We start from the raw sequence: 15855 nt of genomic DNA, 5'->3' as shown, positions 1-15855 counted from the left end.
TCCCTCAGGCGCCGAAATCGGCCGGAAGCGGTGCTTTCAGCCACTGCTGCGACAGGCCGTTGAGCGTTTTGTCCGCCAGCGCCTGGGCGATAAGCGCATCCACCTTCGCCTTCAGGGCGGGTTCGTCCTTACGCATACCGATAAAGCACGGCGAATCCTTCAGCATAAATTTGGTGACCGGCGCCTTACCGGGGTTTTGACGCGTGATGGCGGCGACCACCAGGTTGCCGGTCGCCACGTACTGCACCTGGCCCGACAGGTAAGCAGAGAGCGTGGTGTTATTGTCCTCATACCGCTTCAGCTGCGCGTTCTTCGGCGCGATATCGCTCAGCACCATGTCCTCAACCGCCCCGCGCGTCACGCCGATGGATTTACCGGCCAGCCCGGCCGCGCTCTTTAGGTCATCCTCTTTTGGACCAAACACGCCGAGGAAAAATGGCGCATAGGCGCGGCTAAACGCGATAACCTTTTCCCGCTCCGGATTTTTACCCAGGCTGGAGATCACCAGATCGACCTTATCGGTTTGCAGGTAAGGCACGCGGTTGGCACTGGAGACCGGCACCAGCTGCAACTTAAGTTTCATCTGCTTCGCCAGGTACGTGGCCATATCAATGTCGTAACCCTGCGGCTGAAGGTCAGTCCCTACCGAGCCGAACGGCGGGAAGTCCTGCGGCACGGCAATGCGTATAACGCCTCTCTTTTCAATATCCTGTAGCCGATCCGCCCTTGCCTGGGTGACCTGAGTCAACATCAAAGCTGCGCCCAACACTGCCAAAAATGCTCTCTTCATTCTTATCTACCCCGGTTAATAAAACATGAAACGAAAGATTCTTAAAGAATTTATTTGCAACTAATGTGCCATCATCGGGGGCGACAGATAATTACTTTTCGCTACTGCTCCGCCAGAAGAGCGCGGAGCGTAAGTAGCAGAAAAGCGCTATTTATTCGAAATTTAAGAGGTTATGACCGGGTTACGGCCGTAAGAGGCATGTCTTCAGCGCACTCGTCGCAGCTCAGGGAGATAAAGAGTGATACGGGGAATCGCCCCATAAAGGGGCAGAGCACCAAAACAGTGCCCCACTAGCGCCGCTCCAGCTCGTCAAGCTGCCCGTAGAGATCGGCAATATGATGGATCCGCTGCCGTCCTTCGCTGAGTGATTCATGCAGCAGCGCATTGGCAAGCAGGTTGATCAGGCTGTTTGCCGAAGCATAGCTGTCAAAGGCGGAGACGCTGTCCAGCGGGGTGCACAGCTGCCAGCGGGCCAGCGCGATAACCGCCTGTGCCTGCGGCTCGCAGATGACCAGCGTGGGAATATCGCGGCCCTGTAACGCAAGCAGCAGGGGTTTGATAATGCGCGGACGTCGGCGAAACGCCAGTACCACCACCGTATCATCCGGCGTCATCTCCACCAGCTCCTCTGCCAGCGTTTGTCCCGGCTGCGGCAGTACCATCACACCGCCTCTGGCCTGCTGGAGCTGCTGACGAAAGTGCAGCGCGACCGGATAAGCGTTGCGCATCCCAATGATAAATATGCGTTTACAGCGGGCGAGCTGCTGCACCACCTCGCCAAACTGCCCGGGATCAATCGCGCTAACCCACTGCGTCAGATTGGCCATTTCCTGCTTGTAGTGCCGCGAGAGCAGCGTGTTGCCCTGAACCGCATCGCGGTTGTCGGTCAGGGGCATACCGCTCTGGCGCAGAGTACGCAGCTCGTCACGCATATCCTTGTATTTCTCGTAGCCCAGCCGCTTAAACAGGCGGCTGACGGTCGCCTTTGAGACGCCGCTGAGCCGCGCCAGCTCTGCGCTGTTATAGCCGATCAGATCGTCGAAATGATCGAAAACGAAATCCGCGACCCGCTGCTCCTGCGGGGAGAGCTGGGGATAGTGACTTTTCAGGCGCTCATCAAGCTGTTTCATCGCTTACCTTGTAACTTTCGTTTCATTTTTCCCAGCATAACCAAATATTATCGCCCTTGAGGAGAAAAATTTATCGGCAGCGAAACATTACCGACGGCAACCTGGAACATCTCTTGCTTTACTTCACATATGTACCCGATAAAAAGAGACTGAAATGATTCAGAGTCATATCGCCCCGCTCGGCATGGCCGTCGCCCCTCACCACCTCGCCAGCGAAAGTGCGCTGGCCGTATTGCGCGATGGCGGCAACGCCATTGAAGCGATGGTCGCGGCTGCGGCCACCATTGCGGTGGTCTATCCGCATATGAACGGACTGGGGGGCGATGGCTTCTGGCTGATCGTGCCGCCAAAGGGCGACCCGATTGCCATTGATGCCAGCGGCGCGGCCGGATCCCTCGCCAGCCTGGCCTTTTATGAACCGGCGCAGGCTATCCCGCACCGCGGACCCAGGGCGGCGCTGACCGTGGCCGGCACCATCAGCGGCTGGGCCGAAGCGCTAAACGTCTCTGCCGGGATGGGCGGCGCAGCCCTGCCCCTCTCCCGCCTGCTGGCCGATGCTATTCGCTATGCCGCAGACGGCATTCCGGTAACAGGTTCTCAGGCCGATGCCACCCGGTCTAAATATCATGAGCTGGCCGATCAGCCCGGTTTTGCCGCCACCTTTCTGCCCGATGGCGAGGTGCCTGAAGCGGGCAGCCGCTTTACTCAACCGGCGCTGGCGAACACCCTCAGCATACTGACCGAACAGGGGCTGGAGAGCTTCTATCGCGGCCCGCTGGCAAACCATATGGCGGGAGAGATGTCCCGCCTGGGCATGCCGATCACCCTGGAAGACCTGAATAATCATCGGGCGAAGCGGCGCGCCCCGCTGCGTCTCCGCCATCAGTCCGGCGACATTTTCAATATGACGCCCCCCACCCAGGGGCTGGTTTCGCTGGCTATTTTGGGCATCACCGATCGGCTGAATATGCCCGCTGCGAATGAGGCGCAAACCGTTCACCGCATTGTCGAGGCCACCAAGCTGGCGTTTGGCCTGCGTGACCGCTACATCACCGATCCGCTGCATATGCAGGAAGAGATGCAGGCGCTGCTGGATGGCGACGTCCTGGACGGGCTGGCAGACAGCATTGACGATCGCTGCGCTGCGCCATGGGGAGAAGGTAAAGGCCCGGGCGATACGGTGTGGATGGGGGTAATGGACAGCAGCGGCCTGGCCGTCTCCTTTATTCAGAGCATCTATCACGAATTTGGCAGCGGCGTGGTGCTACCCGGCACCGGCATTACCTGGCAGAACCGCGGCGCGGCTTTCAGCCTCGATCCACAGCATCTGCTGGCGCTGGCCCCGGGCAAGCAGCCTTTTCATACCCTTAACCCCGCAGCCGCGCGCCTGAATGATGGCCGCACGTTGGTATACGGATCAATGGGCGGTGACGGTCAGCCGCAGACGCAGGCGGCTATCTTTACCCGCCATGTATTACAGGGCATGCCGCTCCAGCAGGCCGTTAGCGCCCCGCGCTGGCTGCTGGGACGCACCTGGGGCCAGGCGTCGGACTCCCTGAAGCTGGAGGGCCGCTTTTGCCAGGCAACCTTCGATACCCTGCGGGCGCTGGGTCATGAGGTCGAAAAGCTCCCTGACTTCAGCGAGGCCGTCGGCCATGCAGGTGCCATCGTCCGGCATACCAACGGCATGCTGGAAGGTGCCTGCGATCCCCGCAGCGACGGCAGCGCAGCCGGTTTTTAACAGGAGAACATCATGAGTAACGAGCCTGACTGGGCAGTGTGGCTGGAACAGATGGAGCAGGTGCTGGGCGTGACGCTGGACGATGCACGCCGCGACGCGCTGCGGGTGCAGTTTACGCGTATAGCCACCATGGCGCAGCCGCTGATGGCCTTACCGCTCGATGAGCGTCTGGACGTGGCGGGGGTGTATAAAGCATGAGCATGACCTTATCCATTGCCGCCGTGCGGGCGGCGCTAACCCGTGGCGAACTGAGCGCCCGCGATATTGCCCGGCAGACCCTGGCTGATATTGAGCGGCACAATCCGACCCTTAACGCCTGGACGCATATCACCCGCGATCGCATGCTCGGCGAGGCCGACAGGCTTGACGCCCGGCGAAAATCCGGCCTGCCCCTCCCGCCGCTCGCAGCGATACCCTATGCGGTAAAAAACCTGTTTGACGTGGCCGGGCAGACCACCCTGGCGGGAGCCAGCCTGTTTAGCGATCGCCCGGCGGCCACAGAGGATGCCTGGGCGGTGCGCAGGCTGGCTGACGCGGGTGCGCTGCTCTCCGGCATGCTGAATATGGACGCCTATGCCTATGGTTTCACCACCGAGAACAGCCACTACGGCGCCACGAAAAATCCGCACGATCTGCGGCGTATCGCCGGTGGCTCCTCGGGCGGATCGGCAGCGGCAGTCGCCGCCGGGCTGGTTAACTTCTCACTGGGCAGCGATACCAACGGCTCGATCCGCGTGCCCGCCTCGCTGTGCGGCATTTTCGGCCTGAAGCCAACCTTTGGCCGCCTCTCCCGCAGCGGCAGCCAGCCATTTGTTGCCAGCCTCGACCATATTGGTCCCTTTGCCCGCAGCACGGAGGATCTGGCCTGGGTATATGATGCCCTCCAGGGCCGCGATCCGCAGGACGGATTTCAGGCGGAAAAAGCCCTGCATCCGGTCTTTAACCAGCTGGAACGCGGCGCTGATGGGCTGCGCGTGGGAGTACTGGATGGCTACTTTCACACCTGGTGCAGCGAAAACGCGCGTACCGCCGTCGCCACGGTCGCCCGGGCGCTTAACGCGCAGGATAACGTTACCCTGCCGGACGCTGAACTGGCACGTAATGCAGCCTTTCTGATCACCGCCTCCGAAGGGGGTAATCTCTACCTGCCCGCACTGCGCAGCCAACCCGAACGCTTCGAGCCCCTATCGCGCGAGCGGCTGCTGGCCGGGGCGATGATCCCCGCCGCCTGGTACGTGCAGGCACAGCGCTTCCGCCGCCGCTTTCAACAGCAGACGCTGCCGCTGTTTGAGCAGTTTGACGTGCTTATCGCCCCGGCCACGCCGGACAGCGCCACGCTGATTGGTCAGGAAACCCTGCGCATTAACGATACCGACCTGCCCATTCGCGCCAGTATGGGCATGCTCACCCAGCCCATCTCCTTTCTCGGGCTGCCGGTGACCACGGTGCCGCTGCGCACGCCGGAAGGCCTGCCGATTGGCGTACAGCTTATTGCCGCCCCCTTTAAAGAAGACGCCTGCCTGCGCGCCGCCTGGGCGCTGGAGCAGATGGGCATCACCACCGCACTGCCAGCAACTATGGGAGCCACGCTATGAAGAGCGAATATATCGACCGCCCGGTGATTCTGGCGGAGGTCACCGCCGCCTTTTACCGCTATGAAGAGGCGCTAATCAGCAATGATACGGTGGTGCTCGACGAGCTGTTCTGGCACGACGGCCGCACCGTGCGGCTGGGTGCCGGAGAAAATCTGTATGGCATAGACGCGATCCGGGCCTTCCGCGCCTCGCGCCCTGCCGCCGGGCTGGATCGCCAGCTGCGCAATACGGTTATTACCACCTTTGGCGAAGACTTCGCGGTATGCAGCACGGAATTTACCCGTGACAGCAGCGACCGGGTGGGCCGCCAGCAGCAGACCTGGGTCAAACTCCCCTGCGGATGGCGCATTGTCGCCGCCCAGGTGAGTTTAATGAGCTAAGGTGCTTATCTCCAGAGGCCACAGGATTCGGGGATTCGGGGATTCGGGCAGGTAGCCTGTCAAAATTTCGCCGTAGTGCACAGAAAAGTGTCGTTTACCGCCCGCATTGATGGAAAAGAGTGCAATCGGTTCAAATTCCACAATAAAGCCATTGACGGTTTTCCTCCAAAAGGGTTTAATGCGCCCCGTTGCCCGGATAGCTCAGTCGGTAGAGCAGGGGATTGAAAATCCCCGTGTCCTTGGTTCGATTCCGAGTCCGGGCANGGTTTAATGCGCCCCGTTGCCCGGATAGCTCAGTCGGTAGAGCAGGGGATTGAAAATCCCCGTGTCCTTGGTTCGATTCCGAGTCCGGGCACCACTAATTTTGCATCAAAACACGCTGGTTAAGAGATGAGAATCTTAACGGGCGGTTCATACAGGGGCCGGCCATTACGGAATGTCCTCCGGTGTAAGCGTATCGGCACTGGTTAACGTTTCTGAATCAGTCCATCAAGTGAGGGAGCCTGTTACAGCAGGCTCCCTTCTCTCGATAACTGGCAACAAGCCCAGTCAATCAGTTTTGTGTCAATAGTTGTAATTCCCTTTCTACACAGAGATCTGGGTGCAGCGAAAATTCTTCTTCCAGTGTTTTTCCCACAATGTCCATCTTGAGTTCCACATATTCCATTGTTGTGCTTACGCTACGATGACTCAGTAAATCTTTAACCAGCTGAAGATTCCTTTCCGGTGCTTTCATCAGTTCTGTAGCCAAGGTATGTCTGAAACGGTGCGGTGAAACGGCAAAACCACATTCCTTTGACAGACGGCGAAAAATGAGCGGATCTTTTGATGCATCACTGTCACATCATTCCTGTCAAATTTTGCCTTTTTCCCGGCAATGTAAAAACTGATATCGAAGAGGTTATCTTTTGGCCCAGCTCCAGCCTCCGTTGCCCGTGTAAGAAGAAGCTGTAGCCGCAAACGCAGCTGCTTAACAACGGGAACGCGCCATTCCCTATGCGTTTTACTCCCCTCAAGGCGCAGGTCTATATAGCCTTCTGTCAGATTGACGTCCCTGAGTTGAATATGCAGCAGTTGATTTTGCCTCATTCCCGTATATCTGAGCGTATCCAAGACGGTTGCCCCCGGAGGAGGTGAAAGACATCAGCCGTTTCCGCGCGCTCACGCCGGAGCAGGAGTCGGTGCTGCTTCCCGCCAGTAAACTCTCGGGCTGTTATACGGAAGGCGTGGTGCTGGCGAAACGGATTGAAGCGCTGTTTCGTGCCGTGCCCCCAAGTCTCTTCTTGGCACTGGGAATCAGGGAAAAAGAGGAGAAAGCCGAACGCCGGGCGCTAATGAATCAGTTTAACTGCAGCGAACTGGAGGCGGCAAAACGCGTCGCGCTGAACCTGGACCGTCTGCGCGGTCTGACGGAAAAAAACGGGAGCCTGCCACGGTATGATGACACTGAAGTACCCTGAACCGGCTATTAATGAGCACAGTGGCGGCGCGCTTTTTACCCTGTCGCCTCAGGGGGAGCCCGGCGTGCTCCCGGCGACGCATCAGCACCTTGTAAGGCTGCGGGCAAAGATAAGACAGCGCCTGTCCGGGCCGGTGAAAATGACCTGTCACCCGCACCGGGTGGGGCTCAGCAGCAGCGTGGCAATCTATATTGAGGGAAAGCTGAAGCAGGCGGTGAACATCCTTATCACCGTGACGGGGCAGACAAGCTGGCCGCAGGAAGATGAGTATGCGCATCCGCGCTGGTATATCACGGTGCCGGATTCGGCTGACCTGGTGTATCTGATGCTGTGGATAAACGGGCTGATTGTTTAGAACAGAGACTGGCCCTCAGCAAGGGCCTGATAATAAGAGGAAAATGATATTTTTTGATGCCGGCCGGCATGGCCGAGTTTTATTTTATGTAAGGTCTTTTCAGTCAGAAATGAGCGAAATATAGACTTTCATACCCTGAAACTTACGCTATTAGGTGATTCAGGGTATACGCTTGCTGGTTACGAATATTGAGCCTAAAGAAACGTCGCCTTTCATATGATCGGTAAATGCTCAGTGCGTTGATTTCAAATTTCTCCTGACAGAGTAACTGCTCTATCTGAGCTGATTATATCTTCAGCATATACAGTACATATCATTTTCTTCTTCGCTGAATCGTCTAAAGTTAATGCTGCAAATATTAAGCACAGGATTTTATTATGAAATGTTTTCGCATCAACAGCTTTGGTAGTCTGGACGCCCTTAATATGCGTATTGAAGACGAGCCGAAACCATCCCGAAGAGAAGTGCTGGTCAAAGTCAGAGCCTGTAGCCTTAACTACCGCGATCTCTCAATGCTCTTTGGAAAAGGAACCCTTTCTCCACGCAAAGGCCTCATTCCGCTATCTGACGGGGCCGGTGAAATCGTCGAGACAGGTGATGATGTGAGCAGATTCCGTAAGGGAGACAGGGTCGCAGGCATATTTTTCCCTAACTGGCAGGCTGGCGCCTTAACTCAGGATACCGGAAGAGGGGCATGGGGGCTGGAAGACGATGGATGGCTGACTCAGTATAAAGTTATCAGTGAGGAGGCGCTGGTCTCCATTCCGCAACATCTCTCTTTTGAAGAGGCTTCCACCTTGCCTTGTGCGGCAGTGACTGCGTGGAACAGCCTGATGAAACCGCGACAGCTTAAAGCAGGCCAGACGGTTCTTATACAGGGCACCGGCGGAGTATCGTTGTTCGCATTGCAATTTGCAAAGCTGCTGGGCGTAAAAGTGATTGCACTGACCTCAACTCAGGAAAAAGAGCAGCTACTCCGTGAGCAGGGCGCTGACCATATAATTAATTACACACAGCATAGCGACTGGTATCACCAGGTCAGAGAATTGACGGAAGGCAGAGGCGTGGATCGTATTGTAGAAGTTGGGGGGCCAGGAACCATAGCTCACTCCATAAAGTCCTGTACGCAGGGTGGCGAAATTATTCTGCTTGGATTTGCTTCCGAGGGCAACAGCATGCTGAACTTTATGGATATATATGCAAGTGGCGCAGTGCTTATGCCGATGAGTGTGGGCTCGCGTGAAGACTTTGAGGACATGAACAGAGCTATCTCTCAGGCACAACTCCGTCCTTTAATTAGTAGGACTTTTACGTTTGCCGATACGGTAAAAGCCTGGCGCTTTATGCAGGGGAAAAAACACACGGGCAAAATTGTTATTACTCTTCAATAGATTAAAATAGCGGCAGGATTTAAGCGTGCTGTGTATATGATTCAGAGTCGGTATGGTTTGAACAGATCAGTCACTAAGGCCGCAAACGCTGTAAAATAAAGGGGCCTGAATTGGCCCCTGTTAATCTATTTAGTTATTGAAAGAGTTATCTCGAGCCGCAGTCCGTCGTGATGCCAGAATCCCCAGATGGCTCACTAGGGCCAGTGCTGCCACTGTGCCAGCGAAATAAGGCAGGCTGCTGGCGTGGATGCCGTAAGAAATCAGTAACCCACCGCAGATAGTCCCTACCGCACCGCCTAAATAATTGCTGGAACTGTTCAGCGCTACCACAGCTGCGCCGTGCTCAGGCTGCATTCTGAGCAAACTGTGCTGTTGAGGAGCAAGCGATGACCAGCCTGTAGCTCCCCAGAGGATGAAAGAGAGAAAGGCGAACGCCGGCCCATACTGAGAAGTAATCGGTATGCTCAACAGCGACAGGGTCATAATCAGCAAAATGAAGACCAGCAAAATGGCGGGTTTTTTACACCAGTCGATCACATGGCCCACACTGAAGCTTGCTATCATCCCGCCAATGCCCCACGCCCATAAGTAAGGCGTAATAGCATTCACATCAGAGACTTCCTTAAGCACGGGCGCAATGAAGGTATAAAGGCCAAGACTGGCGAGTGCCGTCAGAAAGGTGACACCAACTGTTGCTGCTACCTGACGATTGCCTAACATCCTAAAGCGAGCCGATAATGAAGGCGGTGCTGAAACGGTGATATCAGGAAAGCCCGCCACCACGCCAATCAGCCCAACGACACCAATAACGGTTACCAGCCACAAGGTACTTTGCCATCCAAAGTGTGAGGAGAGGATTAGACCCAAAGGCACGCCAATTACCGTTCCGGTGCTCATACCGCCCAGGATCATGCTCAGCGCGCGGCCCTTACGTTCCGGACTAACCAGGGCTGCTGCTGCCGCCGCTGCAACCGGTGAGAAAAGCCCCGCCCCTGTCCCTGCAATCGCCCGGAAGAATAATAAAGTATGCAGGTCGGGACTTAATGCGCTGCCGATATTCGCAGCGGAAAAAATCACTAACGCGACGCTAAGAATTTTACGAACTGATTTTCCGGCCAGAAGGGCGGAAAACAGAGGGGCGGCAACAGCATAACAAAGCGTAAACGCAGTGACGGTCTGGGCATTTTGAGCTTCACTGGTACCATAGGTGAGCCCGATTGCTGGCAGTATACCGGCGATGACATACGCATCCAGACCTAAAGCGAACATTCCTATGGATAAGAAAATAATTTTTTTCATAGAACCTTCAAACAATGGTGAAACCGCCTAGCCTAATTGCTCAAGGCTGCCATTTTCAGTGAACAATTCCCTTTTATCTTTAAGGACATAGTTTGCCGGGCCAAGTCGGCGCGCTTTATGCTCAATCGTATTAAGCAGACTCTGCAATCTCAGCGAAGTATCGAGATCGGCAAAAGCGTGTTCAGGCGGTAAGTTATTCAGAATATAATGAATGACTTCCCGCACCTGTTTCCTGAGCTTCTGAATAGTTTTTAACTCCTGTTCAGACTCATCGAAAGAGGTGGTAAATGCCTGAATCAATTCGTCACCCTTCTTTGTGTGCTTCCATAGCCTAAGATGGTCATTGTCCCACTCAGGCGTATCAAACGTCAGCCGGGCATACACCAGCTCTTTTTCTGGCGATGAAAAGATAAAATCGAGCGTACGCTGACGAATTATATTGGTGAAGCTGCTATAGCCGGTGATAAGGGCTTCTCCAAGCCGGGCAGTAACCGACACGCTATCAAGGATGTCATCGCCAGATATGGAAAAGTTAGATTCTATCCCAATAGCGGCATCAAGCTCCAGATGCTCATTTATGCCCGCAACCCATTCCACCAGATCAAGGGAATGAATAATTTCACTGGGTACGCCGCAGGTAGTTCTGTGGTCGTGTATCCTGTCTTTTCCCCAAATGAAGTTTACCCGTAGCAGAGTGAGGCTGTTGTCGCGAATATAATTTTTTAAATAGTCGGTGGCTTCAGAATACCTTTCAACCATATCCATACAGAATCCAAGCGTATTGACGAGCGCCTGACGGATGTGATGAAGATCGTCTGCCGAATTAACCAGCGGTTTCTCACAGATAATAAAACCGCTATAGCCCTCCAGCTGGAAAAGGATTTCAGCATGTTTTCCATCTGAGACCGCCACAACAATAACATCCGGGAGATGCTGCTTAAGCGCTTGATCAATACAAGAATAGTAAGTGAACGGCAGATCTTTCTTACTTACTGCGACATAAGCATAGTTAAATTCAGTAGCCTTGAATTCCCCTTCTAAGGACTGAAAAGCGTTGATATACCTTTTCCCGGCATAGCCGGGACCAATAATAAGAACATTTAACGCGGCCATTTTTCCTCACAGTGTTTTGATCAGAAGATCTTCACCTGAATTTTTGAACCCAAGTTTTCTGTACAGCGCATTACCTGCTGGCGTTGTTTGCAGCACTACCTTTCCAGCATCCCTGGCGCTAAACCATGAAAATAAAGCAGAAAGGAGAAGGCTGGCGAGGCCGTTACCTCGCCATTCTGGTGCCACTACCACAGACTGAATCCATCCCTGCACGCCGTTCAAAATGCCAGGCATGGGCGCTCGTTCATCCAGAATGCCCGTTGCGCAGGCAATTATGTTGCCCGCTTCGTCATGTATAACCACAACCCTCACATTACCTGTGGGTTCATTAAGCTTCTGAAGAAGCCACTTTTGGTAGTGCAGCTGCCACGCTAAGTCTTCCTCGGATGAGGTCGCAGAATAGTGGGCGTCGCCGTCGCTGAGGAGCAGCTTCCGAAGACGAATTAATCCTTCAATATCCGCTGTTCCTGCTTTCACGCATGTTGCGCTGAAGGGGGCTCTGGTTTCCAAAACTTTCATGCGACAGTCTTTAACTCCTGAGATGATTTCTGAATAAAAGGCACGTCCATTATGCGGAACACCTCTTCCAGAGCATCTGCCAAAGCGTAGATTTGTGCTTCAGAATGGCCTGGCGTCACGTTTACTCGAAATCTTTCTGTGCCAACCGGTACGCTAGGAAAGTTGATAGGCTGAAGATAAATGCCTTTTTTCTCAAGAAGGTAATGTGCCGATTTTTTACATTTATCCGCACTCCCTATTAGTACCGGCAGGATGTGAGTGGTACTGATCGGCATTACCGGGATGTTTTTTTCCAGAAGGAGTTTCCTGAGCAGTGCTGTTTTCTTATGCAGCTCATCCCGCTCTGCGTTCGAGCTCTTCAGGTATTGAATGCTCGTATAGCAGGCGGCAGTGATTGCCGGCGGTAATGAAGTTGTAAATATAAACCCAGAGGCAAAAGAGCGGATAGCGTCGATAATCAGCGCGCTTGCAGTAATATAACCGCCGATAACGCCGATAGCTTTCGCCATTGTTCCCTGGATAATATCTATCTGGTCGGCTATACCAAGACCGGCAGCAATACCCGCTCCGTTGGGGCCATACATGCCTATGGCATGAACTTCATCAATATAGGTCAGCGCGTTATATTTTTTTGCTAGCGCGACAATTTCTTTAACTGGCGCGATATCACCATCCATTGAGTAAACGGATTCGAATATAACGATTTTAGGACGGTCAACAGGCTGCTCTGAAAGTAGTCTTTCCAGATCTTTAACGTCATTGTGACGGAATATCTTTCGCTCAATAACAGTACTGCGAATACCATTGATTATTGATGCATGATTCGAAGCATCGGAAAAGACAACGCAGTCATCGAAGAGTCTGAGCAAGCACTGAATGGTGGCATCATTTGAGCTGTAGCCAGTGGGAAATACCAGGGCCGCGTCTTTACCATGCCAGTCAGCAATAGCGTTTTCTAATTTTTCAAAATAGGAGTGCGTACCGCCAATGTTTCTGGAACCACCCGATCCCGCGCCATACTGTTCAATTGCTTGATGCATGGACTCAATAACTTGGGGATTTTGTGACATATTTAAATAGTCATTACTGCACCAGACTACCACTTTCTTCTGGTCATCATCGCCGGTATAGGCTTCTGGATACGAACCATTAATCCGATTGATGGTTTGAAACGTGCGATACTGTCCACTAGCCTTAAGATCAGAAATCCTTGATTCAATAAATTCAATATATTTCATTGAGTTAACCATTTTTTTGCGGCCTGCTTTATCATTAAATGTAAAGTTGTGTCTAAGCGGGCGCTAATAATAGCTAAGTTAATCTAATAATCTATTGCTTGTTTGTAACTTAAAGTTGCTTTTTTGTTATAAGGTCGATGCGTTATGCCTAACAGGATTTATATATAACTGAAAGTTATTTAAAAAGGCTATTTTGCGAACGAATTTATTAGGAAACTCACGAGATTGATTAAAAAACACCCTTTCCTCTCATGGGCGACTTCTCTTTTTTTAAGATAAACCTCATGCTTAAAGGATAAGTATAAATGATGAACTATAGAGAGCCGGCCCTGAGCATGGCAGATGCTGTATCCAACGTCGTCGACAGCCATGTACAGAACTGTGATCTTACCCAGCAATAGTGGATACGTGACTAAGTGAGTAAACTCTCAACCAGAGGTGACTCACATGACAAAACCAGCAGTATCCAAAAAGCCCCGTAAAACATACGCCTGAGTTCCGCAGTGAAGCCCTGAAGCTGGCTGAGCGCGTTGGTGTGGCCGCCGCAGCCCGCGAACTCAGCCTTTATGAATCACAGCTCTACAACTGGCGTAGCAAACAGCAGCATCAGGCAACCTCCTCTGAGCGCGAGAGTGAACAGGCGGCAGAGATTGCCCGCCTCAAACGCCAGCTGGCGGAACGGGACGAGGAGCTGGCCATTCTCCAAAAGGTTGCGACATACTTCGCGAAACGCCTGAAATGAAGTATGTCTTCATCGAAAAACATCAGGCTGAATTCAGCATCAAAGCCACGTGCCGGGTATTGCGTGTGTCCTGAAGTGGCTGGCAGGCCTGGTGCAACCGGTGCCGGGTTATCAATGCGCGTCAGCGCTTCAGGCAGGACTGCGACATTGCGGTNTGAAGTGGCTGGCAGGCCTGGTGCAACCGGTGCCGGGTTATCAATGCGCGTCAGCGCTTCAGGCAGGACTGCGACATTGCGGTCAGTGACGCCTTCACCCGGGCGAAACAGCGCTACGGTGCGCCGCGCCTGGCAGATGAACTACGGGAGCAGGGTCTGACGTGTAATGTTAAAACCATCGCTTCCAGCCTGCGGCGGCATGGGTTGCATGCAAAGGCCTCCCGGCGGTTCAGCCAGGTCAGCTACAGTGAGCACGGGCTGCCGGTGTCAGAGAACCTGCTGAAGCAGGACTTCAGCGCCAGCGGTCCGAACCAGAAAGGGTGCGGTGACATCACGTACCTGCGCAGAGAGCTTCTTCCATTCAATGAAAGTGGAATGTGTCCACGGAGAACGTTTTGCCAGCCAGGNCTGCTGAAGCAGGACTTCAGCGCCAGCGGTCCGAACCAGAAAGGGTGCGGTGACATCACGTACCTGCGCAGAGAGCTTCTTCCATTCAATGAAAGTGGAATGTGTCCACGGAGAACGTTTTGCCAGCCAGGAAATAATGCGGACAACGGTGTTTGATTATATCGAGTGTGATTACTATCGCTGGCGTCGCCACTGTGCCTGCGGTGGCCTCAGCCCGGAACAGTTCGAAAACCAGACCCTCGCTTAGTGCTGTGTCCACATTACGCGGTTAAGATCAACACACCGGTTTTTTGGGAGGGTTACCGGGAGCCAGCAACAGGAAAAAAAGACTCCTGCTGCTGTTGTTAGAAATGGTTTCTCAAACAGTTGCTCGTTCATTCTAGGCATCAGTATATTGAATGTTGCCATCTACAATTCGCCAGGTAATTTTTTCATACTGTAAACTGATGCTTTCAACATGATTCATTTTATCATTACCAGCTAACTTAACATTAGGCATACCACAGTTAACACCTGTGATTTTTACGTTTTCCATTAACACGGTATAATAATAAACCTCTTGTCCTGCATCGCTAATGTGATGAAATTTTATTTCTGCACTATTCAGTGTCTGGCCTGTAGCAGCAGATTTATAAAGATAAGGAGTAGAACTATCGACTTCCTTTTCAAGGATCATCGACGAATGTTGACGAGTTCCTGTAATCTTACTATTAACATTATCTACTGGTAAATTAATACCGTGACTTAATCCTATTATCTCTTCCTTATTTTATCGGTTAACTGCATTACAATGAAATAAATTACTGTAGTTATAGAAAAACAGTCATTAGTGATATGTAAAAATAGAGATCATAATAGTTATCAGCACCTATTTCCCCCGGACCATATATGAAATGACCAAGCCAGGAAGAAAAGCGATCACTTATCCAGATCTCAGGGCTTCCCAATGTCCGGCCTATAGCCAAAGAAAGAAAGATGTAGAATGCGACTTTCGCAATTTTACGGACAAGTTTTCGAGCTATAGTCACTAGCCACCACCTCAACCCAACCACGAGCCATAAGTGAACGCATGCAAGGAACCTGAATCGGGGTTGTATTCATAAGCGCATTTCTGATTAATGCATAATCTGAATTATGTGCGATAGTTATACATCCCTCAGACACTCGCCCCGGATGAAGTCGGAATAACCCGCGATAAACGCCATCAATCCAGGTACCATCATCAATACCCCAATCATCCTTGTATAAAGCAAACCATTCATCGCGACCGAATTCAGCACCATAATACATCTTGTTGAATAGGTCTTGAGCTTTAGCTTTTGCCCACGAACCTAATCTTCCAGATCCACTTTCTACAATCCAGTATTTTCCCGGCGGGAATGGGACATCACTCGGGATAGCCCCGCATGCTCCTTTGTTGCGATACATACCTTTACCAGAAAAGGCCATAAACACACCTACACCGTACAGATTGAAAGGTGCGTAATCAGCACTATTCAGCAGCATCTTCCTATTTAACGCCATAAACCACTTATTACC

14 protein-coding genes, 2 tRNA genes and 5 pseudogenes are annotated in these 15855 nt (G+C 52.8%); 12 read left to right on the top strand and 9 right to left on the bottom strand.

What is annotated here, in order from left to right; all coding sequences use genetic code 11:
* Positions 1-4: 4 nt before the first annotated feature.
* Complete coding sequence (locus tag A1830_RS09015; RefSeq protein ID WP_067704848.1) at positions 5-790, bottom strand: transporter substrate-binding domain-containing protein; 786 nt, start codon at positions 788-790, stop codon at positions 5-7.
* A 290-nt stretch (positions 791-1080) separates the two neighbouring features.
* The gene (gene hpxU, locus A1830_RS09010) at positions 1081-1920 is read right to left on the bottom strand and encodes a MurR/RpiR family transcriptional regulator HpxU (RefSeq protein ID WP_067704845.1); all 840 of its coding nucleotides are present in this window, start codon (positions 1918-1920) and stop codon (positions 1081-1083) included.
* 154 nt (positions 1921-2074) lie between these two features.
* On the opposite strand from hpxU, the gene A1830_RS09005 reads away from it, so the two are divergent.
* The 6 genes from A1830_RS09005 to A1830_RS08980 all read left to right on the top strand — a co-directional run bounded on the left by A1830_RS09005 (position 2075) and on the right by A1830_RS08980 (position 5994).
* Positions 2075-3661, top strand: a complete 1587-nt coding sequence (locus A1830_RS09005; protein WP_067704842.1) for a gamma-glutamyltransferase family protein — start codon at positions 2075-2077, stop codon at positions 3659-3661.
* A 12-nt stretch (positions 3662-3673) separates the two neighbouring features.
* Positions 3674-3859, top strand: coding sequence for an oxalurate catabolism protein HpxX (gene hpxX / locus A1830_RS09000; protein ID WP_082804131.1), 186 nt, complete (start codon positions 3674-3676; stop codon positions 3857-3859).
* Positions 3856-5256: an AtzE family amidohydrolase gene (locus A1830_RS08995; RefSeq protein ID WP_067704836.1), complete on the top strand. Its 1401-nt coding sequence runs from the start codon at positions 3856-3858 to the stop codon at positions 5254-5256. The genes hpxX and A1830_RS08995 overlap by 4 nt, the downstream gene beginning before the upstream one ends.
* Positions 5253-5636 (top strand): oxalurate catabolism protein HpxZ, encoded by a 384-nt coding sequence (gene hpxZ / locus A1830_RS08990; protein ID WP_067704831.1) that lies wholly within the window; start codon positions 5253-5255, stop codon positions 5634-5636. Before A1830_RS08995 ends, hpxZ begins: the two co-directional genes overlap by 4 nt.
* A 190-nt stretch (positions 5637-5826) precedes the next feature.
* Positions 5827-5899: transfer RNA gene (locus tag A1830_RS08985), tRNA-Phe, on the top strand.
* Positions 5900-5918: 19 nt separating this feature from the next.
* A tRNA-Phe gene (locus A1830_RS08980) sits at positions 5919-5994 on the top strand.
* A 195-nt stretch (positions 5995-6189) separates the two neighbouring features.
* Here A1830_RS08980 and A1830_RS08975 read toward each other — a convergent pair.
* Positions 6190-6755: pseudogene (locus A1830_RS08975) on the bottom strand (site-specific integrase); the annotation flags it as partial.
* Between A1830_RS08975 and A1830_RS08970 the strand changes: the two are divergent.
* The 3 genes and pseudogenes from A1830_RS08970 to A1830_RS08960 form a co-directional block, all read left to right on the top strand.
* Positions 6755-7077, top strand: a pseudogene (locus A1830_RS08970) (conjugative transfer ATPase); the annotation flags it as partial. The pseudogenes A1830_RS08975 and A1830_RS08970 sit on opposite strands and share 1 nt — an antisense overlap.
* The gene (locus A1830_RS08965) at positions 7074-7451 is read left to right on the top strand and encodes an acetyltransferase (RefSeq protein ID WP_067704824.1); all 378 of its coding nucleotides are present in this window, start codon (positions 7074-7076) and stop codon (positions 7449-7451) included. The pseudogene A1830_RS08970 and the gene A1830_RS08965, both read left to right, overlap by 4 nt.
* Before the next feature lie 377 nt (positions 7452-7828).
* Positions 7829-8842, top strand: coding sequence for a zinc-dependent alcohol dehydrogenase family protein (locus A1830_RS08960; RefSeq protein ID WP_067704821.1), 1014 nt, complete (start codon positions 7829-7831; stop codon positions 8840-8842).
* A 129-nt stretch (positions 8843-8971) separates the two neighbouring features.
* Here the strand turns inward: A1830_RS08960 and A1830_RS08955 are convergent, their stop codons facing one another.
* The 4 genes from A1830_RS08955 to hemA are packed head-to-tail and all read right to left on the bottom strand — an operon-like array spanning position 8972 to position 13011.
* Entirely contained in the window at positions 8972-10141 is a 1170-nt protein-coding gene (locus A1830_RS08955; protein WP_067704819.1) for an MFS transporter, read from the bottom strand.
* 27 nt (positions 10142-10168) lie between these two features.
* A complete protein-coding gene (locus A1830_RS08950) occupies positions 10169-11254 on the bottom strand; it encodes a Gfo/Idh/MocA family oxidoreductase (RefSeq protein WP_067704817.1) in 1086 nt (361 codons plus the stop codon).
* A 6-nt stretch (positions 11255-11260) separates the two neighbouring features.
* Positions 11261-11773 carry a GNAT family N-acetyltransferase gene (locus A1830_RS08945; protein ID WP_067704814.1) on the bottom strand — a complete coding sequence of 171 codons (513 nt, stop codon included), beginning with the start codon at positions 11771-11773 and terminating at the stop codon, positions 11261-11263.
* Positions 11770-13011 carry a 5-aminolevulinate synthase gene (hemA, locus tag A1830_RS08940; protein ID WP_067705554.1) on the bottom strand — a complete coding sequence of 414 codons (1242 nt, stop codon included), beginning with the start codon at positions 13009-13011 and terminating at the stop codon, positions 11770-11772. Before hemA ends, A1830_RS08945 begins: the two co-directional genes overlap by 4 nt.
* A gap of 447 nt (positions 13012-13458) precedes the next feature.
* Between hemA and A1830_RS22140 the strand changes: the two are divergent.
* The 3 genes and pseudogenes from A1830_RS22140 to A1830_RS23955 all read left to right on the top strand — a co-directional run.
* Positions 13459-14253, top strand: a pseudogene (locus tag A1830_RS22140) (IS3 family transposase); the annotation flags it as partial.
* Between the two features lie 19 nt (positions 14254-14272).
* Positions 14273-14323, top strand: coding sequence for a hypothetical protein (locus tag A1830_RS23960; protein ID WP_156484981.1), 51 nt, complete (start codon positions 14273-14275; stop codon positions 14321-14323).
* Between the two features lie 57 nt (positions 14324-14380).
* Positions 14381-14563, top strand: a pseudogene (locus A1830_RS23955) (IS3 family transposase); the annotation flags it as partial.
* A gap of 132 nt (positions 14564-14695) precedes the next feature.
* Here A1830_RS23955 and A1830_RS08925 read toward each other — a convergent pair.
* Positions 14696-15076, bottom strand: a pseudogene (locus tag A1830_RS08925) (Hcp family type VI secretion system effector); the annotation flags it as partial.
* 239 nt (positions 15077-15315) lie between these two features.
* On the bottom strand, positions 15316-15840 hold the full coding sequence (locus A1830_RS08920) for a DUF2778 domain-containing protein (RefSeq protein WP_067704811.1): 525 nt from the start codon (positions 15838-15840) through the stop codon (positions 15316-15318).
* Positions 15841-15855 lie beyond the last annotated feature (15 nt).

The sequence above is a fragment of the Erwinia sp. ErVv1 genome, assembly GCF_900068895.1.
GTDB lineage: Bacteria > Pseudomonadota > Gammaproteobacteria > Enterobacterales > Enterobacteriaceae > Erwinia.
The sequence above is the reverse complement of the archived record's forward strand: the minus strand, read 5'-3'. Positions and strand labels throughout refer to the sequence as shown.